At 45.8% G+C, this 18,555-nt stretch carries 13 protein-coding genes; 7 read left to right on the plus strand and 6 right to left on the minus strand.

Annotated features, from left to right (window positions below):
• Positions 1–12 precede the first annotated feature (12 nt).
• Positions 13–669: a hypothetical protein gene (locus CLV59_RS06430; RefSeq protein WP_111591194.1), complete on the minus strand. Its 657-nt coding sequence runs from the start codon at positions 667–669 to the stop codon at positions 13–15.
• A 378-nt stretch (positions 670–1,047) separates the two neighbouring features.
• Here CLV59_RS06430 and CLV59_RS06435 point away from each other — a divergent pair, with 378 nt between their 5' ends.
• Positions 1,048–4,116: a SusC/RagA family TonB-linked outer membrane protein gene (locus CLV59_RS06435; RefSeq protein WP_111591195.1), complete on the plus strand. Its 3,069-nt coding sequence runs from the start codon at positions 1,048–1,050 to the stop codon at positions 4,114–4,116.
• A gap of 11 nt (positions 4,117–4,127) precedes the next feature.
• The gene (locus CLV59_RS06440; protein ID WP_111591196.1) at positions 4,128–5,876 is read left to right on the plus strand and encodes a RagB/SusD family nutrient uptake outer membrane protein; all 1,749 of its coding nucleotides are present in this window, start codon (positions 4,128–4,130) and stop codon (positions 5,874–5,876) included.
• Between the two features lie 77 nt (positions 5,877–5,953).
• Here CLV59_RS06440 and CLV59_RS06445 read toward each other — a convergent pair whose 3' ends face one another.
• The 3 genes from CLV59_RS06445 to CLV59_RS06455 are packed head-to-tail and all read right to left on the minus strand — an operon-like array spanning position 5,954 to position 9,899.
• Positions 5,954–7,405, minus strand: coding sequence for a Gfo/Idh/MocA family protein (locus CLV59_RS06445; RefSeq protein ID WP_394336930.1), 1,452 nt, complete (start codon positions 7,403–7,405; stop codon positions 5,954–5,956).
• A 49-nt stretch (positions 7,406–7,454) separates the two neighbouring features.
• Entirely contained in the window at positions 7,455–8,147 is a 693-nt protein-coding gene (locus tag CLV59_RS06450) for a gluconate 2-dehydrogenase subunit 3 family protein (RefSeq protein ID WP_111591198.1), read from the minus strand.
• Positions 8,148–8,159: 12 nt separating this feature from the next.
• Entirely contained in the window at positions 8,160–9,899 is a 1,740-nt protein-coding gene (locus CLV59_RS06455) for a GMC family oxidoreductase (protein ID WP_111591199.1), read from the minus strand.
• An 81-nt stretch (positions 9,900–9,980) separates the two neighbouring features.
• On the opposite strand from CLV59_RS06455, the gene CLV59_RS06460 reads away from it, so the two are divergent.
• Positions 9,981–11,435 (plus strand): gluconokinase, encoded by a 1,455-nt coding sequence (locus CLV59_RS06460; RefSeq protein ID WP_170137661.1) that lies wholly within the window; start codon positions 9,981–9,983, stop codon positions 11,433–11,435.
• A 104-nt stretch (positions 11,436–11,539) separates the two neighbouring features.
• Here the strand turns inward: CLV59_RS06460 and mutL are convergent, their stop codons facing one another.
• Complete coding sequence (mutL, locus tag CLV59_RS06465) at positions 11,540–13,456, minus strand: DNA mismatch repair endonuclease MutL (RefSeq protein WP_111591201.1); 1,917 nt, start codon at positions 13,454–13,456, stop codon at positions 11,540–11,542.
• A gap of 331 nt (positions 13,457–13,787) precedes the next feature.
• Between mutL and msrB the strand changes: the two genes are divergently transcribed.
• Entirely contained in the window at positions 13,788–14,282 is a 495-nt protein-coding gene (gene msrB, locus CLV59_RS06470) for a peptide-methionine (R)-S-oxide reductase MsrB (RefSeq protein ID WP_111591202.1), read from the plus strand.
• An 81-nt stretch (positions 14,283–14,363) separates the two neighbouring features.
• Complete coding sequence (locus tag CLV59_RS06475; RefSeq protein ID WP_111591203.1) at positions 14,364–15,380, plus strand: SRPBCC family protein; 1,017 nt, start codon at positions 14,364–14,366, stop codon at positions 15,378–15,380.
• A 65-nt stretch (positions 15,381–15,445) separates the two neighbouring features.
• Here CLV59_RS06475 and CLV59_RS06480 read toward each other — a convergent pair whose 3' ends face one another.
• The gene (locus CLV59_RS06480) at positions 15,446–15,724 is read right to left on the minus strand and encodes a YciI family protein (RefSeq protein WP_111591204.1); all 279 of its coding nucleotides are present in this window, start codon (positions 15,722–15,724) and stop codon (positions 15,446–15,448) included.
• Positions 15,725–15,994: 270 nt separating this feature from the next.
• Between CLV59_RS06480 and CLV59_RS06485 the strand changes: the two genes are divergently transcribed.
• Both CLV59_RS06485 and CLV59_RS06490 read left to right on the plus strand, forming a co-directional pair.
• Positions 15,995–17,797, plus strand: a complete 1,803-nt coding sequence (locus tag CLV59_RS06485) for a DUF4836 family protein (protein WP_111591205.1) — start codon at positions 15,995–15,997, stop codon at positions 17,795–17,797.
• A gap of 96 nt (positions 17,798–17,893) precedes the next feature.
• Positions 17,894–18,544 carry an ATP-binding cassette domain-containing protein gene (locus CLV59_RS06490; RefSeq protein WP_111591206.1) on the plus strand — a complete coding sequence of 217 codons (651 nt, stop codon included), beginning with the start codon at positions 17,894–17,896 and terminating at the stop codon, positions 18,542–18,544.
• The last annotated feature ends 11 nt before the right edge of the window (positions 18,545–18,555 follow it).

Below are 18,555 nucleotides of genomic sequence, written 5' to 3' on the forward strand. Positions count from 1 at the left end.
AAATCGCTGTAGCTACAGCGATTTTTTATTTAAGGTATATCCGACAAGCGTAGTGGTGTCTTGATGTTGATCAGATTCTATGAGTCCAATTCCTTTAGCGTAATAATTGGTGGAGATGGTGCCTAATGGCAGCATTGTATTCATTACGGTGGTAGAAGCGTCTGTCTGGACCGTGATAACATCCGTATAGCCTTTCCCGTTAACCATGCGATTTCCTCCTTTTTCCATGATGGTGTACTGCAATACTGCGGTACTGGTGATGCTGTCATTGGTAACGGAGATGGTATCTGTCCAGGAGCTGCCAACGGGCAGAAAATCATTCAGATAGGTGAGTCGTAAGTCGGCCGCCGTGTACCCGTCGAAACTTAATATAGACGCTATTTGCGTGTATACGCCGTTGGTACAGCCTGAGCACATGAAAACTTTATCGTCACCTATTTTCCTATATACGTTACCGTTAATAGTGGTGTCTCCGTTGACGGTGAGGGTATAGGTTGTGCTGTCTTTTGATTGATTAACATTAAGATAGGTGAAGGAAGAGCCCTGTGAATAGGGTGCATAATTACAGCTGTTGTTAGGGCTGTCGGTCTCCGTACTCATTTCCTTACTGCAGGAAAAGAGCAGAAAAGCGCAAAGGCTTATGGTTCCCAGGAGGCGACCCTTTATCATAATTGAATATGGTTAGGATATCTTAATAACGTTATTCTCTCTAATTTATGCAAAGAGCAGGGAAATTTTGACGCATGAGAGGGGACTGCTGCCCATTTGCCATTTTACCTGCTATTGGATGAAATGAGGATACCGAATTTTTTATGCTAAAGAAGATCTGTTTAATCGACTATTGGCACATTCACAGTCATTAAGGTAGTTAAATTCTATTTCATATTTTAAAAAGGCAAAAAATTAAACAAAAGTGTTTTTTCTACACTTATTTTTAGAAAATAATTAAAGCGATTCTTGATAATTTAAGGCAGATGAATTTGCTGTAACTGTAGATAAAAATAGCCCGTTCATCTGGTAGAGTTTTATCACCCAAAATTAAAATTTATGGTTCCACGTTATGTGAAGGCAACGCTATTGCTGTGCCTTCTGGGCTCGGTTATGCAACCGGAAAGCTCTGCTGCATTGCCTATTTCTCCATGGCAGCAGCAAAATCCCAGTATTCATGGAAAGGTGAAGGATATCCACGGAAATCCGTTGCCAGGCGTTACCGTGTTGCTAAAAGGCACACAAAGAGGTATCACATCAGATGAGAAAGGAAATTTCACGCTCAATGATGTGAAGAAAGATGCCGTACTGGTATTTCAGTTCATCGGTTATGACCCGATAGAACAAGTATTCGACGGAAAAAATGCTACTATCAACGTAGTCATGAAGGAGAACCAGAAAACCCTGGAAGAATACGTGGTAGTAGGTTACGGTACCCAGAAAAAAGTTACCAAGACGGGCGCCGTATCCATGGTGAAAGGAACTGATTTACAACAGTCTCCCAACGTCAATATCTCCAACTCTCTCGTAGGACGTATTCCTGGTATCATTGCCGTTAACCAAAGTGGAGAACCTGGTTATGATGGTTCCCAGATTTTCATCCGCGGACGTAGTACGCTGGGAAACAGTAAGCCATTGGTAGTAATAGACGGTTTTCCCAGGGATGGATTTGAACGCATGAATCCAAATGATATTGAAAGCGTTTCCATTCTGAAAGATGCCGCTGCGGCGATTTATGGTAGCCGCGCTGCAAATGGGGTTATCCTCGTTACCACCAAAAGGGGTAAAGGTGGAAAACCTACTGTCAACTATGGTTACAATCAATCATTTGTGACGCCTACCCGGTTGCCTAAAATGGCGGATGCGCCTACTTATGCACAGATCGTAAATGAGATCCTGGCCTATGGTGGAGATCCTATCCGTTATTCCCCTGAGCAGATCAAAAAATTCGGCGATGGCTCTGATCCCTGGCTGTACCCAAATACCAACTGGTATGATGCCGCTATCAAGAAAATCTCTCTGCAAAACAGACATGATGTTTCCCTTTCCGGAGGTACAGATAAAATGACCTACTTCGTGTCTGCGGGTTCTTTATTCCAGGACGGGATCTATAAAAGCAGTGCCACCAATTATAAACAACAGAACATCAGAGCCAATCTGGATGCGGTAGTAAACGATTATATCCGGCTCAGATTTGACCTTGCAGGCCGACTGGAAGACCGTAACTTCCCTCCGCGCAGTGCAGGCTCTATTTTCAGGGCATTAATGCGTGGACGTCCTACAGAAAACGCGATCTGGCCTAATGGGCTGCCCGGACCAGATATCGAATACGGCGATAACCCTGTTGTTACTGGAACTAACGCCATCGGATATACGAGCGATAAGAATTATGTACTGAACGGAACCTTTGCTGCTGTAGTGAATATTCCCTGGGTGCAAGGAATGTTTGTAGATGGAAGCTACGCCTACGACCAGAATTTCGAGTTCTATAAATCTTTTGTAAAACCATGGACCCTTTATACGCTTGATCCCAACAGTACAGATCATAAACTGATCCCAGGCTCCCGCGGCGTTTCCGCTCCGGAACTCAATGAGAGCTTTAATACCAACAGAAGTTCTACAGTGAACCTGAAGTTAAATTATATGCGCACATTCGGTAAACACTATATCAGTGCCTTTGCTGCGTTTGAACAGAATACCATCAAAGGAGACATGCTCAGCGCTTACAGGAGATTCTTTGTGAGTGATAAGCTGGATCAAATGTTTGCGGGTGGCGATAAACAAAAAGACAACGGCGGTACCGGATTTGAGTATGCACGCCGCAACTACTTCGGACGCGTGTCTTACAATCTCAGTGAAACATATCTCTTCGATTTCAACTTCCGGTATGACGGTACCCAGAACTTCCCAGAAGGTCGCAGAATGGGCTTCTTCCCTGGTGTGTCTGCCGGTTGGGTGCTCTCTAATGAAGGCTTCTGGAAAAAGAGCATTCCTTTCGTGGATTACTTCAAAATCCGTGGATCATGGGGACAAATGGGTAACGATAACGTACCGTCTTTCCAATACCTCACCACTTATGCATTTACTTCCTCCGGCGTGATGTTTGGAAACGACCTGAATAAAACGTTATACCAGGTACGTACGCCAAATCCAAATATTACCTGGGAGGTGGCCAATAACTATAACCTGGGTATAGAAGCGAAATTGTTTAAAGAAAAATTGTCTGTTGAGGCAGACTTCTTCTACTCCAAACGCTCTAATATCCTTATTCCGCGTAATGCAGCAGTGCCTGACTATACCGGTCTGACACTTCCGGATGAAAACATCGGAGTAGTTCGTAATCAGGGTATTGATCTGGTGATCTCTCACAAAAACGACATCAATAAATTCCATTATGAAGTAATAGGTACTGTTACCAGGGCAAAGAATAAAATATTGTACTGGGCGGAATCGCCAAACGTTCCTGCATGGCAACGTTCTACCGGTTACCAGATAGACGCGCCTTTATATTATAAGGCCATAGGTATCTATCATACCGATGATGAAGTGAAAAACTCCATTCACGTGGATGGGGCGCGGCCGGGAGATATCATCTTTGAAAATATTAATGATGATAAGAAGATTGATGATCTGGATCGTATCCGTGTCGACAGAACACAGTATCCGACCATGATTTATGGTCTGACCCTTTCTGCCAAATACCGCAACTTCGACTTTACTATGTTATGGCAGGCAGCCACCGGCGCCAGTCAGTATATCCGTACAGAATCCGGATTAATCGGAAACTTCCCGGAAGCCATTGCTAAAGACAGATGGACACCCACCAACACAAACGCTAACTGGCCAAGAGCGTACGACCGTGACCGTGAGTACTGGGTAAGTCGCCAGAATACATTCTGGTATTGGAATACAGACTATGCACGTTTGAAAACGCTGGATCTGGGTTACAACATACCATCCATACTCACTAAGAAAGTAGGTATTCAAAGTTGCCGGGTATACGTATCTGGTCAAAACCTGCTGACTATCGACAACGTGAAAATATTTGATCCGGAGGCGCCACAAGGTAGCGGCCAGTATTATCCACAGACGAAGATCTACAATGTGGGATTAAACGTAACCTTCTAATTATTTGAACCATGAGAAAACTGAAAATATTCGGATATATATGCGGGTTGATTGCAGTGGCATCGGCTGTCTCCTGTAATAAAGATTACCTGGAAAAGAAGCCATTAACGGAGTTCCAGGAAAGTGATGTTTGGCGGGACCAGGGTTTGATCCAGGCATTTGTAAACGATTTGTATGCACAGATGCGCCCAGGATTTAATGAGGTGATGTTAAGTTCTATGGTGGATGAAAGTCGCTTCATACATGATTATAATACCTCCCGCGTGGTAGAAGGGAATATGACGCCCGATGATCTGGGTGCCTTGAACGATTTTGCCCGCTGGGGATCACATTACAAAGCTATCCGGAACTGTAATATGTTCATGGAAAAGATTGGAAGTGTAACTGGTTTAAACCCAGATGTGGTGGCCCGTATGAAAGGAGAAGTGTTCTTCATGCGCGCCTGGTATTATCATATGTTGGTGAAGTATTTCGGAGGTGTTCCTTTGATTACCTACACTTTTAACCTCAGTGGCGAAAACAGTGATTATCTGAATGTACAAAGAGCCGGATTTACTACCTGCGTAAGGTACATTGCTGATCAGTGTGATAGCGCTGCAAAATATCTGCCTTCCAAATATGATGTTATTGACCAGAAGGGCAGGGTAACAAGATACGCCGCCTTTGCGTTGAAATCCAGGATGTTATTATATGCAGCCAGTGATTTGTACAAGTTTACCGGTAATCTGAAAGATTCCATCATATGCAACACTACCGATGTAACCACGGAATTTGCCACCAAGTCTAAAGCAGCTGCCGATAGCATTATCAATTCCGGCTTATTTGCGCTGTATCAGCCAGGATCTGATCCAGTAGATAACTATGGCCGTGTATTCACGGATAAGGGCAACAACGAGATGATTTTCGTTAAATTATTCGATAAATCCTTGCTGGGTACCAGTCATGATAAATACAATGGTCCTAATGGTTATCATAACTGGGGCGGCAACGTTCCCATCGAAAACTTCGTAACTGGCTATGAAATGGCGGATGGTTCCGATTTTTCCTGGGCCAATGCAGCTCAGGCAGCACACCCTTATGCTAATCGTGATCCACGTTTCTATGCCACCATTCTTTTCGATGGCGCTAAATGGAAAATTCGCCCGGATGATGGGAAGAAAACAGATCCGATAGGGGTTATCCAAACCGGTAAGTATGAAACGGCTGATGGAAAGGATAGCGTCTGGGGATTAGATACAAGAAACAGTACCATTGAAAACTGGAATGGTACATTCTCTGGTTACTACATGCGTAAATTCATGGACATCACGCTGGATGCGCAGTTCCTGAATGGAGATCAAAGCTGGATATGGTTTCGTTATGCGGAAGTACTGTTGAACAAAGCAGAAGCCAGCATGCTGTTGGGAGATTTTACAGGCGCAGGTAAACTTATCAACAAGGTACGTACCCGTGCAGGCATGCCGGAAACTAACCTTGCAGATGCCTCTTTATGGGATGTTTACAGATATGAAAGGAGATACGAACTGGCCTTTGAAGAACACCGTTTCTTTGATCTGAGAAGATGGAAACTTGCACCTGTAGCCCTGAGCGATCCTGCTAAGGCTATAGATGTACGTGGTTCCTTTATTCCAGGTCATCCTTTCACCTATACCATATTCACTATGCAGAACAGGAAGTTCAACGAGCAGAACTACTTTGTACCTATTCCTGCAAGTGAAATAAGAAAGAACCTTGGCCTCACACAGAATCCTAAATACTAAGCGCCGACCTTATCATCCATAAAAAAAGCGTCTCTGCTCAGCAGAGACGCTTTTTCATTATAATAAAGTATTGCGTTTTATACGCCCAGCGACCAGCCTTCTCTGTAGGTTCGTTTCACGAACTGATTGGCCGGATCGAAGTTGGTGATTTTCATATTAGGGCCATCCCAAAGCAGTTTGATATAGCGGCCAGGATAGTTATAGCCTTTGCCATCTATTTTAGCTTCCCTGTAGTCATAGCTTCTGATAGCGAGGTTGCCCATCAGGATGCTCTCTGTAAGTGGACCTGCAATGTCAAAAGGAGAGCTGAGGGATTTCGCCTCTTTACTGTTATATCCGGCAATAGCTGCGTTTACCCATTGGAGGTAGTGGCCTTCAGGTACGCGTGCAATGGTTTGTGGCACATTCACTTCTGCATTGCGGGAAGTAGGCAGTAACCGGGGATTAATACCATAAGTACCGCACATCATCTTTCCTTTTGTACCAACGAAAATTACGCCGTTGCCGCCATCTCCCATCATTTCATTTGGTCCCAGTTCTTCCGGACGTTCTGGTTGTATACCGCCATCCATCCAGTGCATGGTAACTTCTTTACCGCCTTTCACCGGGAATTTCATGGTAACATGAGAAGAAGGAGGGCAGCTTTCAGGGAAATAACCGCGATTGAATTCTCCCACATATACGCTACCAACGCTGGCTTCCACAGAAGAAGGATAACCCAGTCCGAGTACGCGGAATGGCGGTTCTATCAGGTGACAGCCCATGTCGCCCAGTGCGCCGGTACCGTAGTCCCACCAACCTCTCCAGTTGAAAGGAACGAGGTTGTCCACGAAGTTCTTTTTAGGAGCGGTTCCCAGCCAGAGGTCCCAGTTGAGTTCAGCTGGAATAGTGGCGTTTGTTTGTGGCCATGCAACACCTTGTGGCCATACCGGGCGGTCTGTCCATACATAAACTGTGTGTACATCTCCGATAAGACCGGCATTGTACCATTCCATCAGTTGACGTACGCCATCGCCGGAAGCGCCCTGGTTACCCATTTGGGTAACTACTTTATATTTTTTGGCGGCTTCGGTCAGTTTACGCGCTTCATAAATATCGTGGGTGAGCGGTTTCTGTACGTATACGTGTTTTCCCAGCTGCATGGCTGCCATAGCGGCTACGGCATGCTGATGGTCAGGGGTGGATACAGAAACGGCATCGAAATTCTTGCGTTCTTTTTCAAACATCTCCCTGTAGTCCGTATAGAATTTGGCTTTCGGGAAGGTGGTTATTGCTTTGGCAGCGCGACGTTTATCCACATCGCAGAGAAAAGCGATATCGGCGCGTCCTTCTGCAAAGCTGGTAATATCACCGTAGCCTTTACCGCCAACACCAACGGCAGCAACCCGGAGTCTGTCGCTGGGCGCAACAAAGCCTCTTCCCAATACATGACGTGGAACGATCATGAATCCCGCAGCGGCTAATGCGCCGTTACGGAGAAATGATCTGCGGGAAACACTATTCCCCTCATTCTTTTTTTCTGACATCATCTGGAACGATTAGTTTTTTAAGATATGAATAATAGCAACCTTTTATTATTTAATCCCAGGTCATCAATTTGCCTCTGTCTTCGATCTTCAGGCATTCTGCCAGGGTTTTTTCATCATAAGCCAGTCCGTATTGCTTCAGTACATCATCAGGAACGCCGTCCCATTCATTAGGAGTGTTGCCTTTATAATCCAGATCTTTAATACCTATTTTACTGGTGAAGAAACCGGTGGCAGTAAGGTTGCGCATCAGGTTGAAGAAAGCTACGCCCTGACTCATTTCCGGTTTGGCTTTTTCAGGATAGGCAATGTCGTCAACGATCTGAATCCTTTGCTCTTGACTAGCTTCGGCAAAAGAGGTATTAAATCTTTTTGCGGCTTGCACATCTACCCAGCGTATACCGCCTCGCATAGGTAACTGCATATCAGGTTTATCTTTTACAATAAACTCAATGAAAGCAGGTACGCCTGCATCCGTAGCGCTACCGGAATGTTCATCCGCAGGTATGATGATGTCTGCCAGAATGGCGATAGTCTTCATTTCTGCAGCTGTGAAGAAAGGCTCTGCATTCAGTTTGGCATCCCGTTTTACTTCATCTTCTGTACGGCCATAGCCGGGCGTTTTACTTTTCCCGGCATCCTTGTCGCTTCCTGTTTTCTTGTCGTCACAACCGGTAGAAGATAATATAGCGCTTACAGATAAAGTTCCCAGCGCAATGGCTTTAAGGGATTTTCTTCTATCCATATCGGAATTGTTTTAGATGTTTTGTTTTTTCAGTTGATCCACGATATACTCTGATGCGCGCATAGAGAGGGCGAGAATAGTCCAGGTAGGGTTTTTATCTGCCTGGGAAACGAATGCGCCGCCATCTACCACGAAGAGATTTTTACACTCGTGTGCCTGGTTGAATTTGTTCAGTACGGATTTGTTAGGATTGTCTCCCATACGGGTGGTACCTACTTCATGGATGATACGGCCAGGGTTTTCCAGGCCATACTTTTTATCTTCACCAGGTTTCTCTCCGTTTGCAATACCGCCCATTTCATGGATAATCTGTTCAAAGGTATCCTGCATATGTTTGGCCTGCTTGATTTCGTGGTCTGTCCAGGTGTAGTTGAAGCGTAATACCGGGATGCCGTATTTGTCTACTACATTCGGATCGATATCGCAGTAGTTTTCTTCCCGGGCGATACATTCGCCACGACCAGCAAAGCCTACTTGTGCGCCATAAAAACGGCGGTAATCATCTTTCAGGGAAGCGCCATAACCGCCGGCAGCTTTCATTTTCCCATCTTTGCCAGCGTATTTGCCGTTCATGCGTTCCATGCCGAAGCCGAAACCATATCCAGGCATGTTCATGCCGCCACCGAATTCAATATGATAACCACGTGGGAAATCCAGTTTCTTATTGTCGCCCCACCAGGGAACATACAGGTGCATACCGCCAACGCCATCTTCGTTGTAGCGTTTGCGTTCCATCAGTTGCGGCAGAAATGCACTGCGGGAAGCGCCGGTGGAATCATGCAGATATTTACCCACAACGCCGCTGCCATTGGCAAGACCGTTAGGGAATTTGGCAGATTTAGAGTTGAGCAGGAGCCTGGCGGATTCGCAGGCGCTGGCTGCCAATACTATTACTTTCGCATTTACAGAATATTCCTGAAGATCAGTTTTATCCACATAAAGTACGCCGGTGGCTTTGCCGCTGCTGTCGGTGAGTACTTCTCTGGCCATCGCATTGGTGTATAAGTCTACATGGCCGCTCTTCATGGCTGGTTTCACCAGTACGGAAGAGGAGGAGAAGTCGCCATACACCGTACATCCTCTGCTACATTGACTACAATAGAAGCAAGGACTACGATCTTTGTTGACAGATCTGGTGAGGATGGAAAGTCGCGCTGGAATAACGGGAATCCCGAGATTGCCGGCGGCTTTTTTAATCATCAGCTCATGGAGTCTGGGTTTCGGGGGAGGGAGGAAGTATCCGTCCGGTTCATTGGGAAGGTTTTCTTTTGTCCCGAATACGCCGATCATTTTATCTACCCGATCGTAATAAGGGGCAACGTCTTCATAACTGAGTGGCCAGTCGTCGCCGAGGCCATCATAACTTTTGTGTTTGAAGTCGCGTGGACCGAAGCGCAGAGAGATACGTCCCCAGTGGTTGGTACGCCCGCCTAGCATGCGGGATCTGAACCAGTCGAACTCCGTACCTTTTTGTTTGGTGTACGGTTCGCCATCAATTTGCCAGCCACCATAGGCCGCATCGAAGTCGCCGAAGGGACGGGTGGTATTGGCGCCTCTTCGGGGAGATTCATAGGGCCATTTTAGTTGCGTAGCTTGTTCCGGGTCTGCAGGATCATATTTTGGACCAGCTTCCAGGAGAGCGATTTTCAGGCCTGCCTCAGATAGTATTTTGGCTGCCATACCGCCTCCAGCGCCGGAACCAACAATACACACATCATAGACCTTAGCTGTTTTTTTGATTTCAAAAGCCATTTGCGTGGAAATTTTAGACTTTATATATGGATCACGGGTTTTAAATCTATAAATTAAATGTGTAAAACGGAAGGTTTTTTTATGAACGATAGCATAGCATATTTTATCGGTTCTGATATCGGCACCAGCAGTACTAAATCGATTTCGCTGGGAATCGACGGCTCCGCGAAAAGTAGTTTTCAAGGGGCATATTCTACGTATCATCCGGAGCCGGGATTTAGTGAGCAGGACCCGGCCGTGATATTGCAGGCCGTGAAGGATGGAATTCGTAGGGTAGTTGTAGAGAGACAACAGCCTCCAGTCGCCATTTGCTTCAGCAGCGCTATGCATAGTTTGCTCGCTGTGGATAGTGACGGTAAGCCGCTGACGCCGCTTCTGATATGGGCGGATAACCGTAGTCATGCCCAGGCGGAAAAACTTCGTACATCCGCTACAGGTAGGGATATTTATCAGCAAACAGGTACGCCGGTACATGCTATGTCTCCATTATGCAAGTTGATCTGGCTGCGGGAGGAGCACCCTGATCTGTTTCAGCGCGCGCACTGTTTCATGGGTATCAAGGAATATATTATCCAGGAATTGTTTGGCAAGCCATTGATGGATCATTCTATTGCGTCTGCAACGGGTCTTTTTGACATACGAAAGCATACTTGGTATGGTCCCGCGCTGGATGCAGCGGGAATCACGAGCGATCGTTTACCGCAGCCTGTTCCGGCCACCCATATCATCCGTGGCTTAAAACCCGGCATAGCCGCAGAAATGGGCATCCCGGCAGATACTCCTTTTATCATCGGGGCCAGTGATGGTTGTCTGGCACAATTGGGCAGCCATGCTATTACTCCGGGGCATGCCACGCTCACCATTGGTACCAGTGGGGCTGTACGAATGGCCGTTCCCCAAGCGATATTTGATCGTCAGCAGCGATTATTTACCTATTTACTGACGGACGATATTTACATCACAGGTGGCGCGAGTAACAATGGCGGGGTATTGTTGCAGTGGTTATTAAAGGACTTCCTGCAATCGGAGGTCCCTGTGGAAATAATGATCCGGGAAGCGCTGGCATTGGGGCCGCAGCAGTTGTTATGTATGCCTTACCTGTTGGGAGAGCGTGCGCCGATATGGGATAGTAATGCCAGTGCGGCTTTCATTGGTATAAGACCACAACATGGTCAGGCGCATTTCACGAGGGCGGTGATGGAGAGTATATGCTTTGCGGTTAAGAGTATAACCCAGGCATTGGAAGAGACGGCAGGTCCTATAGATAAGATTTCTGTCAGTGGCGGTTTCTCCAAATCGCCGGGTTGGATACAGTTGATGGCTGATATATTTGGGAAGACGCTTACCCTCGAAGACGCCACGGACGCCTCTGCGCTGGGAGCTATTTTACTGGCGGCACAGGTGATGGGAATGGAATTGGATCTTTCTGAAGCGGGGAAGGGGCAGGTCTTTACACCGGACACGCAGTATGCGAGTCATTACGAGGAACAATTCCGGAGGTTTGGGGCTGTCTATCACGCATTGAAAGACATTTGATTTTTTGCTCGCAAAGTGGAAAAAGTGGCAAAGGCGCAAAGAGAGAAGTCGCGATAGATCATCTTTTGCGAACTTTTCTCCTTTCCGCCTTTGCGAGAAAAAAATTACTGGTTTCTTTCAAACATACGGGCGAGGTCCGTCAGTTTGAAGGAGATGAAGGTGAATTTGCCGCCGGGCGCCACATTAGGCATGGTGCAGGCAAACAGTTCATCGATAATATTTTGCATTTCACGGGCGGAGAGCACTTTTCCACAAGGGATGGCATTATTTCTGGCCATAGAGCGGATCAGGTGTTCGCGTCTGTTTACTTTCAGGTCCTGTGAGAAATTCTTAAACTGTTCCAGGAGTCCTTCGATGGTAGCCTGGTCATTGCCTGTCTGGATATCGGCAGGCGTTCCTCTTACAACAAAAGTATGATTGCCGAATGGTTCCAGGTCATAACCGAGTGCCTGGAGGTCTGGCAGCATTTCCGAAACGATGGCAGCATCCGCAGGGGGGAGCTGTAATGTTTGTGGGAAAAGGCTTTGTTGCGTAGCTACTGGCGCTTCCTGGAGGGCGCGTTGATAGCGTTCATACAGGATGCGTTCATGGGCTGCGTGTTGATCAATCAGGATGAATCCGGATTTGATCTGAGAGAGGATATATTGTTGATGTACCTGAACGGGTACTTTCTGGGCATTGGTGCTATCTTGCCAGCGTTCATCAATAGCGGAGGCTGTAGAGGCGGGCTGAGCGCTCTGATAGGTGACAGCAGTACGGGTTTCCTGTTCTGTGTCGTCATCATCGGCGTCAGAGTACGCGCTCATGGCGTAGCTTTCCGTTTGAGGAGCGGCTGGTTTATCGTAGAGATCTTTCCAGTTTTTCAGGTTACTGTTGGATCTGTCGATTACATGGGCCTGGTGGGCCTGTGTAAAGGATTTATAGAGTGGGGAATGGGTAGATTCCGTTTTTTGTTGTTCTGTAAAAGGTTTGCTGACAGCGTCCAGTTGCTGAATGCTTGGGTCCAGGTCGAAGTCCAGCGTAGGCGTTACGCTGAATTGGGCGAGGGCATGTTTTACTGCAGCTTGTACGAAGGCGTACATTACTTTTTCATCATCGAATTTAATTTCCTGTTTGGTAGGGTGGACGTTGATGTCCACATGTTCAGGATTTACATCGATGAAGAGAACGTACAGTGGGAAGCTGTCTGCCGGGATGATATCCGCGAAAGCGTTCATTACCGCGTGGTGGAGGTAATGGCTTTTAATGAAGCGGTTATTGACGAAGAAGAACTGGTCGCCGCGGGTTTTTTTGGCGGTTTCCGGTTTTCCGACGAACCCGTAGACGTTCATATAGTCGGTACTTTCTTTCACATTTACCAGGCGGGCATTGTAATGCTGGCCGAGGATGGCTATGATACGTTGTTTCAGGGAGCCTTTATCGAGGTGAAAGAGTTGTTGATTGTTGCTGGTAAGGGTGAATTGCAGTTGAGGGTATGCCATGGCAACGCGGATGAATTCATCCACGATATGGCGCATTTCAGCTGCATTGCTTTTCAGGAAATTGCGGCGGGCGGGCACATTGAAGAAGAGGTTCTTCATGGCGATGCTGGTGCCTTCTGCTGTTTGGCAGGGTTCCTGGGTCCTTACGGAGCTATTATCGATTTCTATATATGTTCCTATATCGGCTCCTCTTTTCCGGGTTTTAAGTTCCACCTGGGCAACGGCTGCGATAGAAGCGAGCGCTTCACCGCGGAAGCCCATGGTACGGATGGAGAAGAGGTCTTCGATGGTTTGGATTTTGGAGGTAGCATGGCGTTCGAAGCACATCCTGGCGTCGGTTTCGCTCATACCGCCACCGTTATCGATTACCTGTACTAACTCTTTCCCTGCATCTTTTATGATAAGGTGAATTTCTGTCGCGCCTGCGTCCACTGCATTTTCGAGAAGTTCTTTCACCGCTGATGCCGGTCGCTGGATTACTTCTCCTGCAGCTATCTGATTCGCTATATTGTCTGGTAATAAATTGATGATATCCGCCACTTACTAGCCTTTTGCCGCTAAGTTAACAATTTATACTCAGTTGCTGGTAGGTGATTATCAGCGTATTTTATAGAAAGTGGAGTAGATTTTGTTAAATATCCGGTTGATTTGCAGGTTTTAACAATCCATTCCCCCGGTTCATACGTAATTTTATATAGGGAAAAATAATATTCAGAGAGGCCAATTGATTTAAAATCTATCAACTTTAGTGTTAATCAGTCGTTAATACAACAATGGGACAGTTATGAAGCTGCGAAATCTGATATTTTTGATGATCTCATTAACGGTAACCAACTGTAGTTACTCACAAAACGGCGAAAAAAAGAATTCAATGGAAGACGGAAAAAAGAAGTTAGGTGTTTATTCCCACACTGACACAGGGAAAGTGAACCTAACAGATGAGGAGTGGAAGAAAATCTTACCGCAGGACGTATACAATATTGCGCGGGAAAAAGGTACTGAATGGGCATTTACGGGAAAATACTGGAACAGTAAAGAAAAAGGAACCTACTACTGCGCTGCTTGCGGAAACCCACTGTTTGTTTCAGATGCTAAATTTGAAAGCAGCTGTGGATGGCCAAGCTTCTTCCAACCTATCAGCAAAACCAGTGTAATCTATGTGCCGGACAACTCGCACGGAATGCATCGCACAGAAGTACTCTGCGGCCGTTGTAGAGCCCACCTCGGACATGTTTTTGATGACGGCCCACCGCCTACCGGCCTGCGCTATTGCATCAACTCGGTGATTCTCGATTTCGAAAAAGCCAAAGAAGCTGATCAACATTATAAAGAGAAACACCATCCGGACCAGCCCGATAAACACTAATCTTTCTGTCGCTATGCCAGCAATACTGTAGGGAGGCTAGATAAAAAACACTATATTTATAGTAATCAACCCCTTGCAGTTATGAAAGCTTTGAAAGTACTCGCCTGGATTATAGGAATATTACTGTTTTTATTCCTGGTACTGGTTTTCATCGCGCCTACCCGGATGCATGTGGAAGCTACCGTTGAAATCAATGCTCCCGCCAGCATTGTATGGAATGATATTGTCAAATTCGAACGATTCAGTCAATGGAATACCTGGAAACAAATGGATTCCACCACCACCTACACCATCACCGGTGAAGATGGTACTGTTGGAGCTGTATACTCCTGGAAAGGAAAAAAGATAGGAGAAGGACAGCTCCAGCATCTTTCATTTGAGCCGTATAAACTAATTCAGCAAAAATTAACCTTCACAAAACCCTTCCACTCGGAAGCAGATGTGTATTTCAACCTCACAGAAGCCGCCGAAAAAACCAAAGTGGTTTGGGGATTCGATGCCCATTACAATCGCCCGCAAAACCTGATGTCCTGGCTGATGAAAGGAGCCATCGAAGATGATTACCAAAAAGGACTGCTGAATCTGAAAAGTATGGCTGAGGCCGATAAAAAAGGCCCCGGCGCACCAAATGGGGTGAATGAAACCGTGAAAGAAATGAATTACCCCGCCACCACCTTTGCCGCGATCCGTAAAACGATCCCGCAAAAAAGCATCATGTCTTTCTACCAAACAAATCTCCAACAAATATACGCCGCCGCTCAGGCTGCCAAATTACAGCCAGGCGTTCCCTGCGGCCTCTTTTATTCTTGGGATACCACCAAACACCAGACAGACATGGCCGCTGCCGTTCCGGTGCCGGAAGGTAGTACGCTCAAAAACGGTATAGAAATAATAAAACTGCCCGCTGCCAAAGCTTTTTATGTGGACTATTACGGTCCGTATAATAAAATAGCCAACGCTCATGTGGCTTTACATGAGTTCGCAGCAGTAAAGGGAAAGAAGATATTATTGCCCACAATTGAAATGTACGTCGCTTTTCAGGGCAATGAAAAAGATTCCAGTAAATGGCTTACAAAAGTCATCTACTTTATGCAATAACAATCAGATCAGGGAAGAAAGCAGGCATATTGGCCGTACAGATGGCATATCTGGATAAGTTCAGTCTATTTTTCCTGAATGGCCGCATAGGTTGTTGGCTCAAACTCAATGATCTCAACAAGTGCCAGCTGATACTTTTCCAATGGGTCATCTTTCATAATCTCTTCTACCTCTTTTCGGCTGGATGCCTTACATAATATCAGTGAACCTGACTTAGGCTTACGTCTGCCGGAAAGGATGAATTTCCCTGATTCATAGTGCTTTTGCAGGAACGCATTATGCGCCTCCATGAAGTGCTCAACAGCCGCTACAGGACGGATGTATTGTAATAAGATTAAAAACATAACGGTTTTTCAATGGTTTTAATGATAATTTTCATAGCAGTAACAAAGGTATTAACTATATCTGTAAAGAAATTATTGTTGGCGACAGGGAAAAATTAGACATATATGCTACAAAAATATACGTACTTTTGGAGCCAAGAAATACCACGATAGTGGGAATAAAGTTAGTAGTCCCAGAAGATTTGTGCCGCCAGAAAAACCTAACCGCTTTTCCGACAATCATACTGGTTCTGACCTGTGCATTATTATTTTATATATTTTAATCATTTTATGAAAAGGACGATTTCCAAATTGTTGTTAACCGCTGGTATCGCGGCGGTAATGTTGTCTGCCTGTTCAAAAGTTCCTGAGGAGAGCAAATACATCCCCAAAGAAGCTGGTGTGGTGCTGGAACTGAACGCCAAACAAATCAGCCAGAAATTAATTACCAACGGTCTCACGATGGATAAGCTCATGGAAGCTGCTCAATCCAAAGATACTGCCAGTAAAATAACCAAAGCCTGGAAAGATGCCGCCAATTCCGGCGTCGATCTCTCCAGCAACTTTTTCATGAGCGTTGTTTTAGGCGACGATAAAAACGCCTACGTTGAAATCAACGGCTCCCTGACAGATGCCGCAAAATTCGAAGCTTATCTGAAAGCTAACCTGAAAAGCTATGACCTGAAAACAGGTAAGGACTTCAAATTTACCTACGACACTGAAAGCCACGGTCTCATCACCTGGAATAATAAAGCTGTTATCTACCTGAGACATCTGAACACCAACAGGCTGAATGATATCCCTGGTTATATGGATAAACCAGCAGATGAAGGCGCTGAGGCAGACACCGCTGCTGCCGCTGCCGCTGTTGTATCTCCAGTAGCCGCTGTAACTACAGATTTACCCGAATCCGCAGCAGCACTGGTTACTACCGCTGATCACCTCTATCACATGAAAGAGAACGAAACTGCCGGTAGCCTGGAGCCATTCAAAAAACTCCTGAAAGAAAATGCTGATATGGGCTTTTTCTTTAATGTTCAGGCAATGATGAACAGTAACGCCGCAGGCATGACTGCTCTTCCTGGCAACTTCAAAAAACTCATGGAAGGTTCTTTCGCTACTGGTACTGCCAATTTCGAAAAAGGCAAGATCCTGGTGAATACCAACAGCTACATGGGCAAAGAAATGCTGGCCATCTTCAAAAAATATGGTAACAAAGAAATTGATATAAGCATGCTGGAAAAATATCCTAGTGATAATGTCACCGGGTTTATTTCCTACGCTTTCGATTTCCACATGATTGGCGAAATCATCAAATCTACCGGTACCGACGGCCTGGTAAACATGATGCTGTCTCAACGCTCTGGCCTCACCATGGATGATCTGCTGAACGCATTCGACGGTCAGTTGGTATACGTTGCTTCCGATTTCCAAATCGAAAGAAAACCTAACCCTTACTTCGATGGCGATACCATTGAAAAGCCAAACGCTAAATGGATCTTCAACATGAAAGTGGCCAACAAAGACGCTTTCAATAAAGTAATGAGCTCTCCAATGTTTACCGGTATGCTGGTTAAACAAGGCGATAAATATGTACTCGCTTCTCCTGAACTGGCAGCTTCTTTCCCTGCTATGTCTCTCACTGAAAAATCCGTTACTCTCGGTTCTGATTCCGTACTGCTGGATCAATACCTCGCAGGTAAAGGACAAATCAAATTGCCAGAAGGCGTTGCTAGTAAAGCAAAAGGCGCTACCCTGGCTGGTTACTTAGACATCGCAAAACTGGCTAAAACCATCCCTACTGAAAAAGCAGACGAGGACGAAAGACCACTGCTGATCAGAGCACAGAACCTGTTCAAAGACATGACCTTCTCCGCTCATAAAATAAGCGGCGATGTTCAAACAGGCGAAATCGTACTGAACTTCAAAGACCAGGATAAAAACAGCCTTGTTCAACTGGTTGAATTTGGTACCGAAGCCGCTAAACTGGCACAAGCTAAAAAAGATAAAAGAGCTAAACAGGAAGCGGCAGATAAAGCTGCTGAAGATAGCCTCTACGGTGCTATTCCAATGGATTCAGCAGTAACCAGATAAGTTATTGCCTGTTTCTTTCAAATATGTAAAAGACAAACGCCGCTACCCAGCGGCGTTTGTCTTTTATACCCGTTCCGAAAACCTTATCTTAGCTACATGCAAATTCAGCTCGATCATCTCCTCCCGATTCCCCTGAAGGATAAGATCCTCCAGCGAAAATCTGGTATCTGGAATGAAAATATTCAATTTAACCCCGGCAGCTTCGTGAAAATCAAAGCGCCGTCTGGTACAGGTAAAACCACCTTGGTACATTACCTCTATCATATCCGGTACGACTATACGGGAAATGTCCTCATCAATGGGAAACCCTGGTCCGGATACAACCGCAATGAAACCGCCTCCCTGCGCCAACAGAAAATCAGCGTCATATTCCAGGACCTGCGCCTCTTTGAACAACTGACCGCCCTGGAAAATATTGAACTAAAAAGAGTAATGAATCCACAGCCCTATTGCACCGTGGAGAAAGTTCGCGAAATGGCTGCCAGACTTAATGTGACACATGTGCTGGATCAAAGCGGCAAAACATTGTCCTACGGCGAAAGGCAACGTATCGCTATCATTCGGGCATTGGTACAACCTTTCGAATGGCTGTTCATGGACGAACCCTTCAGCCACCTCGATGAAGAGAATACCAGTAGAGCTGCTGCGCTCATCGCTGAGGAATGTAAAAGCCGCCAAGCCGGATTTATTTTAACAGACCTGGATCACGATCAGCATTTCTCCTATGATGTGCTGTACCAGCTTTAATGCAACTTTTT

This window comes from Chitinophaga dinghuensis (assembly GCF_003259435.1).
In the GTDB taxonomy this organism is placed as follows: Bacteria; Bacteroidota; Bacteroidia; order Chitinophagales; family Chitinophagaceae; genus Chitinophaga; species Chitinophaga dinghuensis.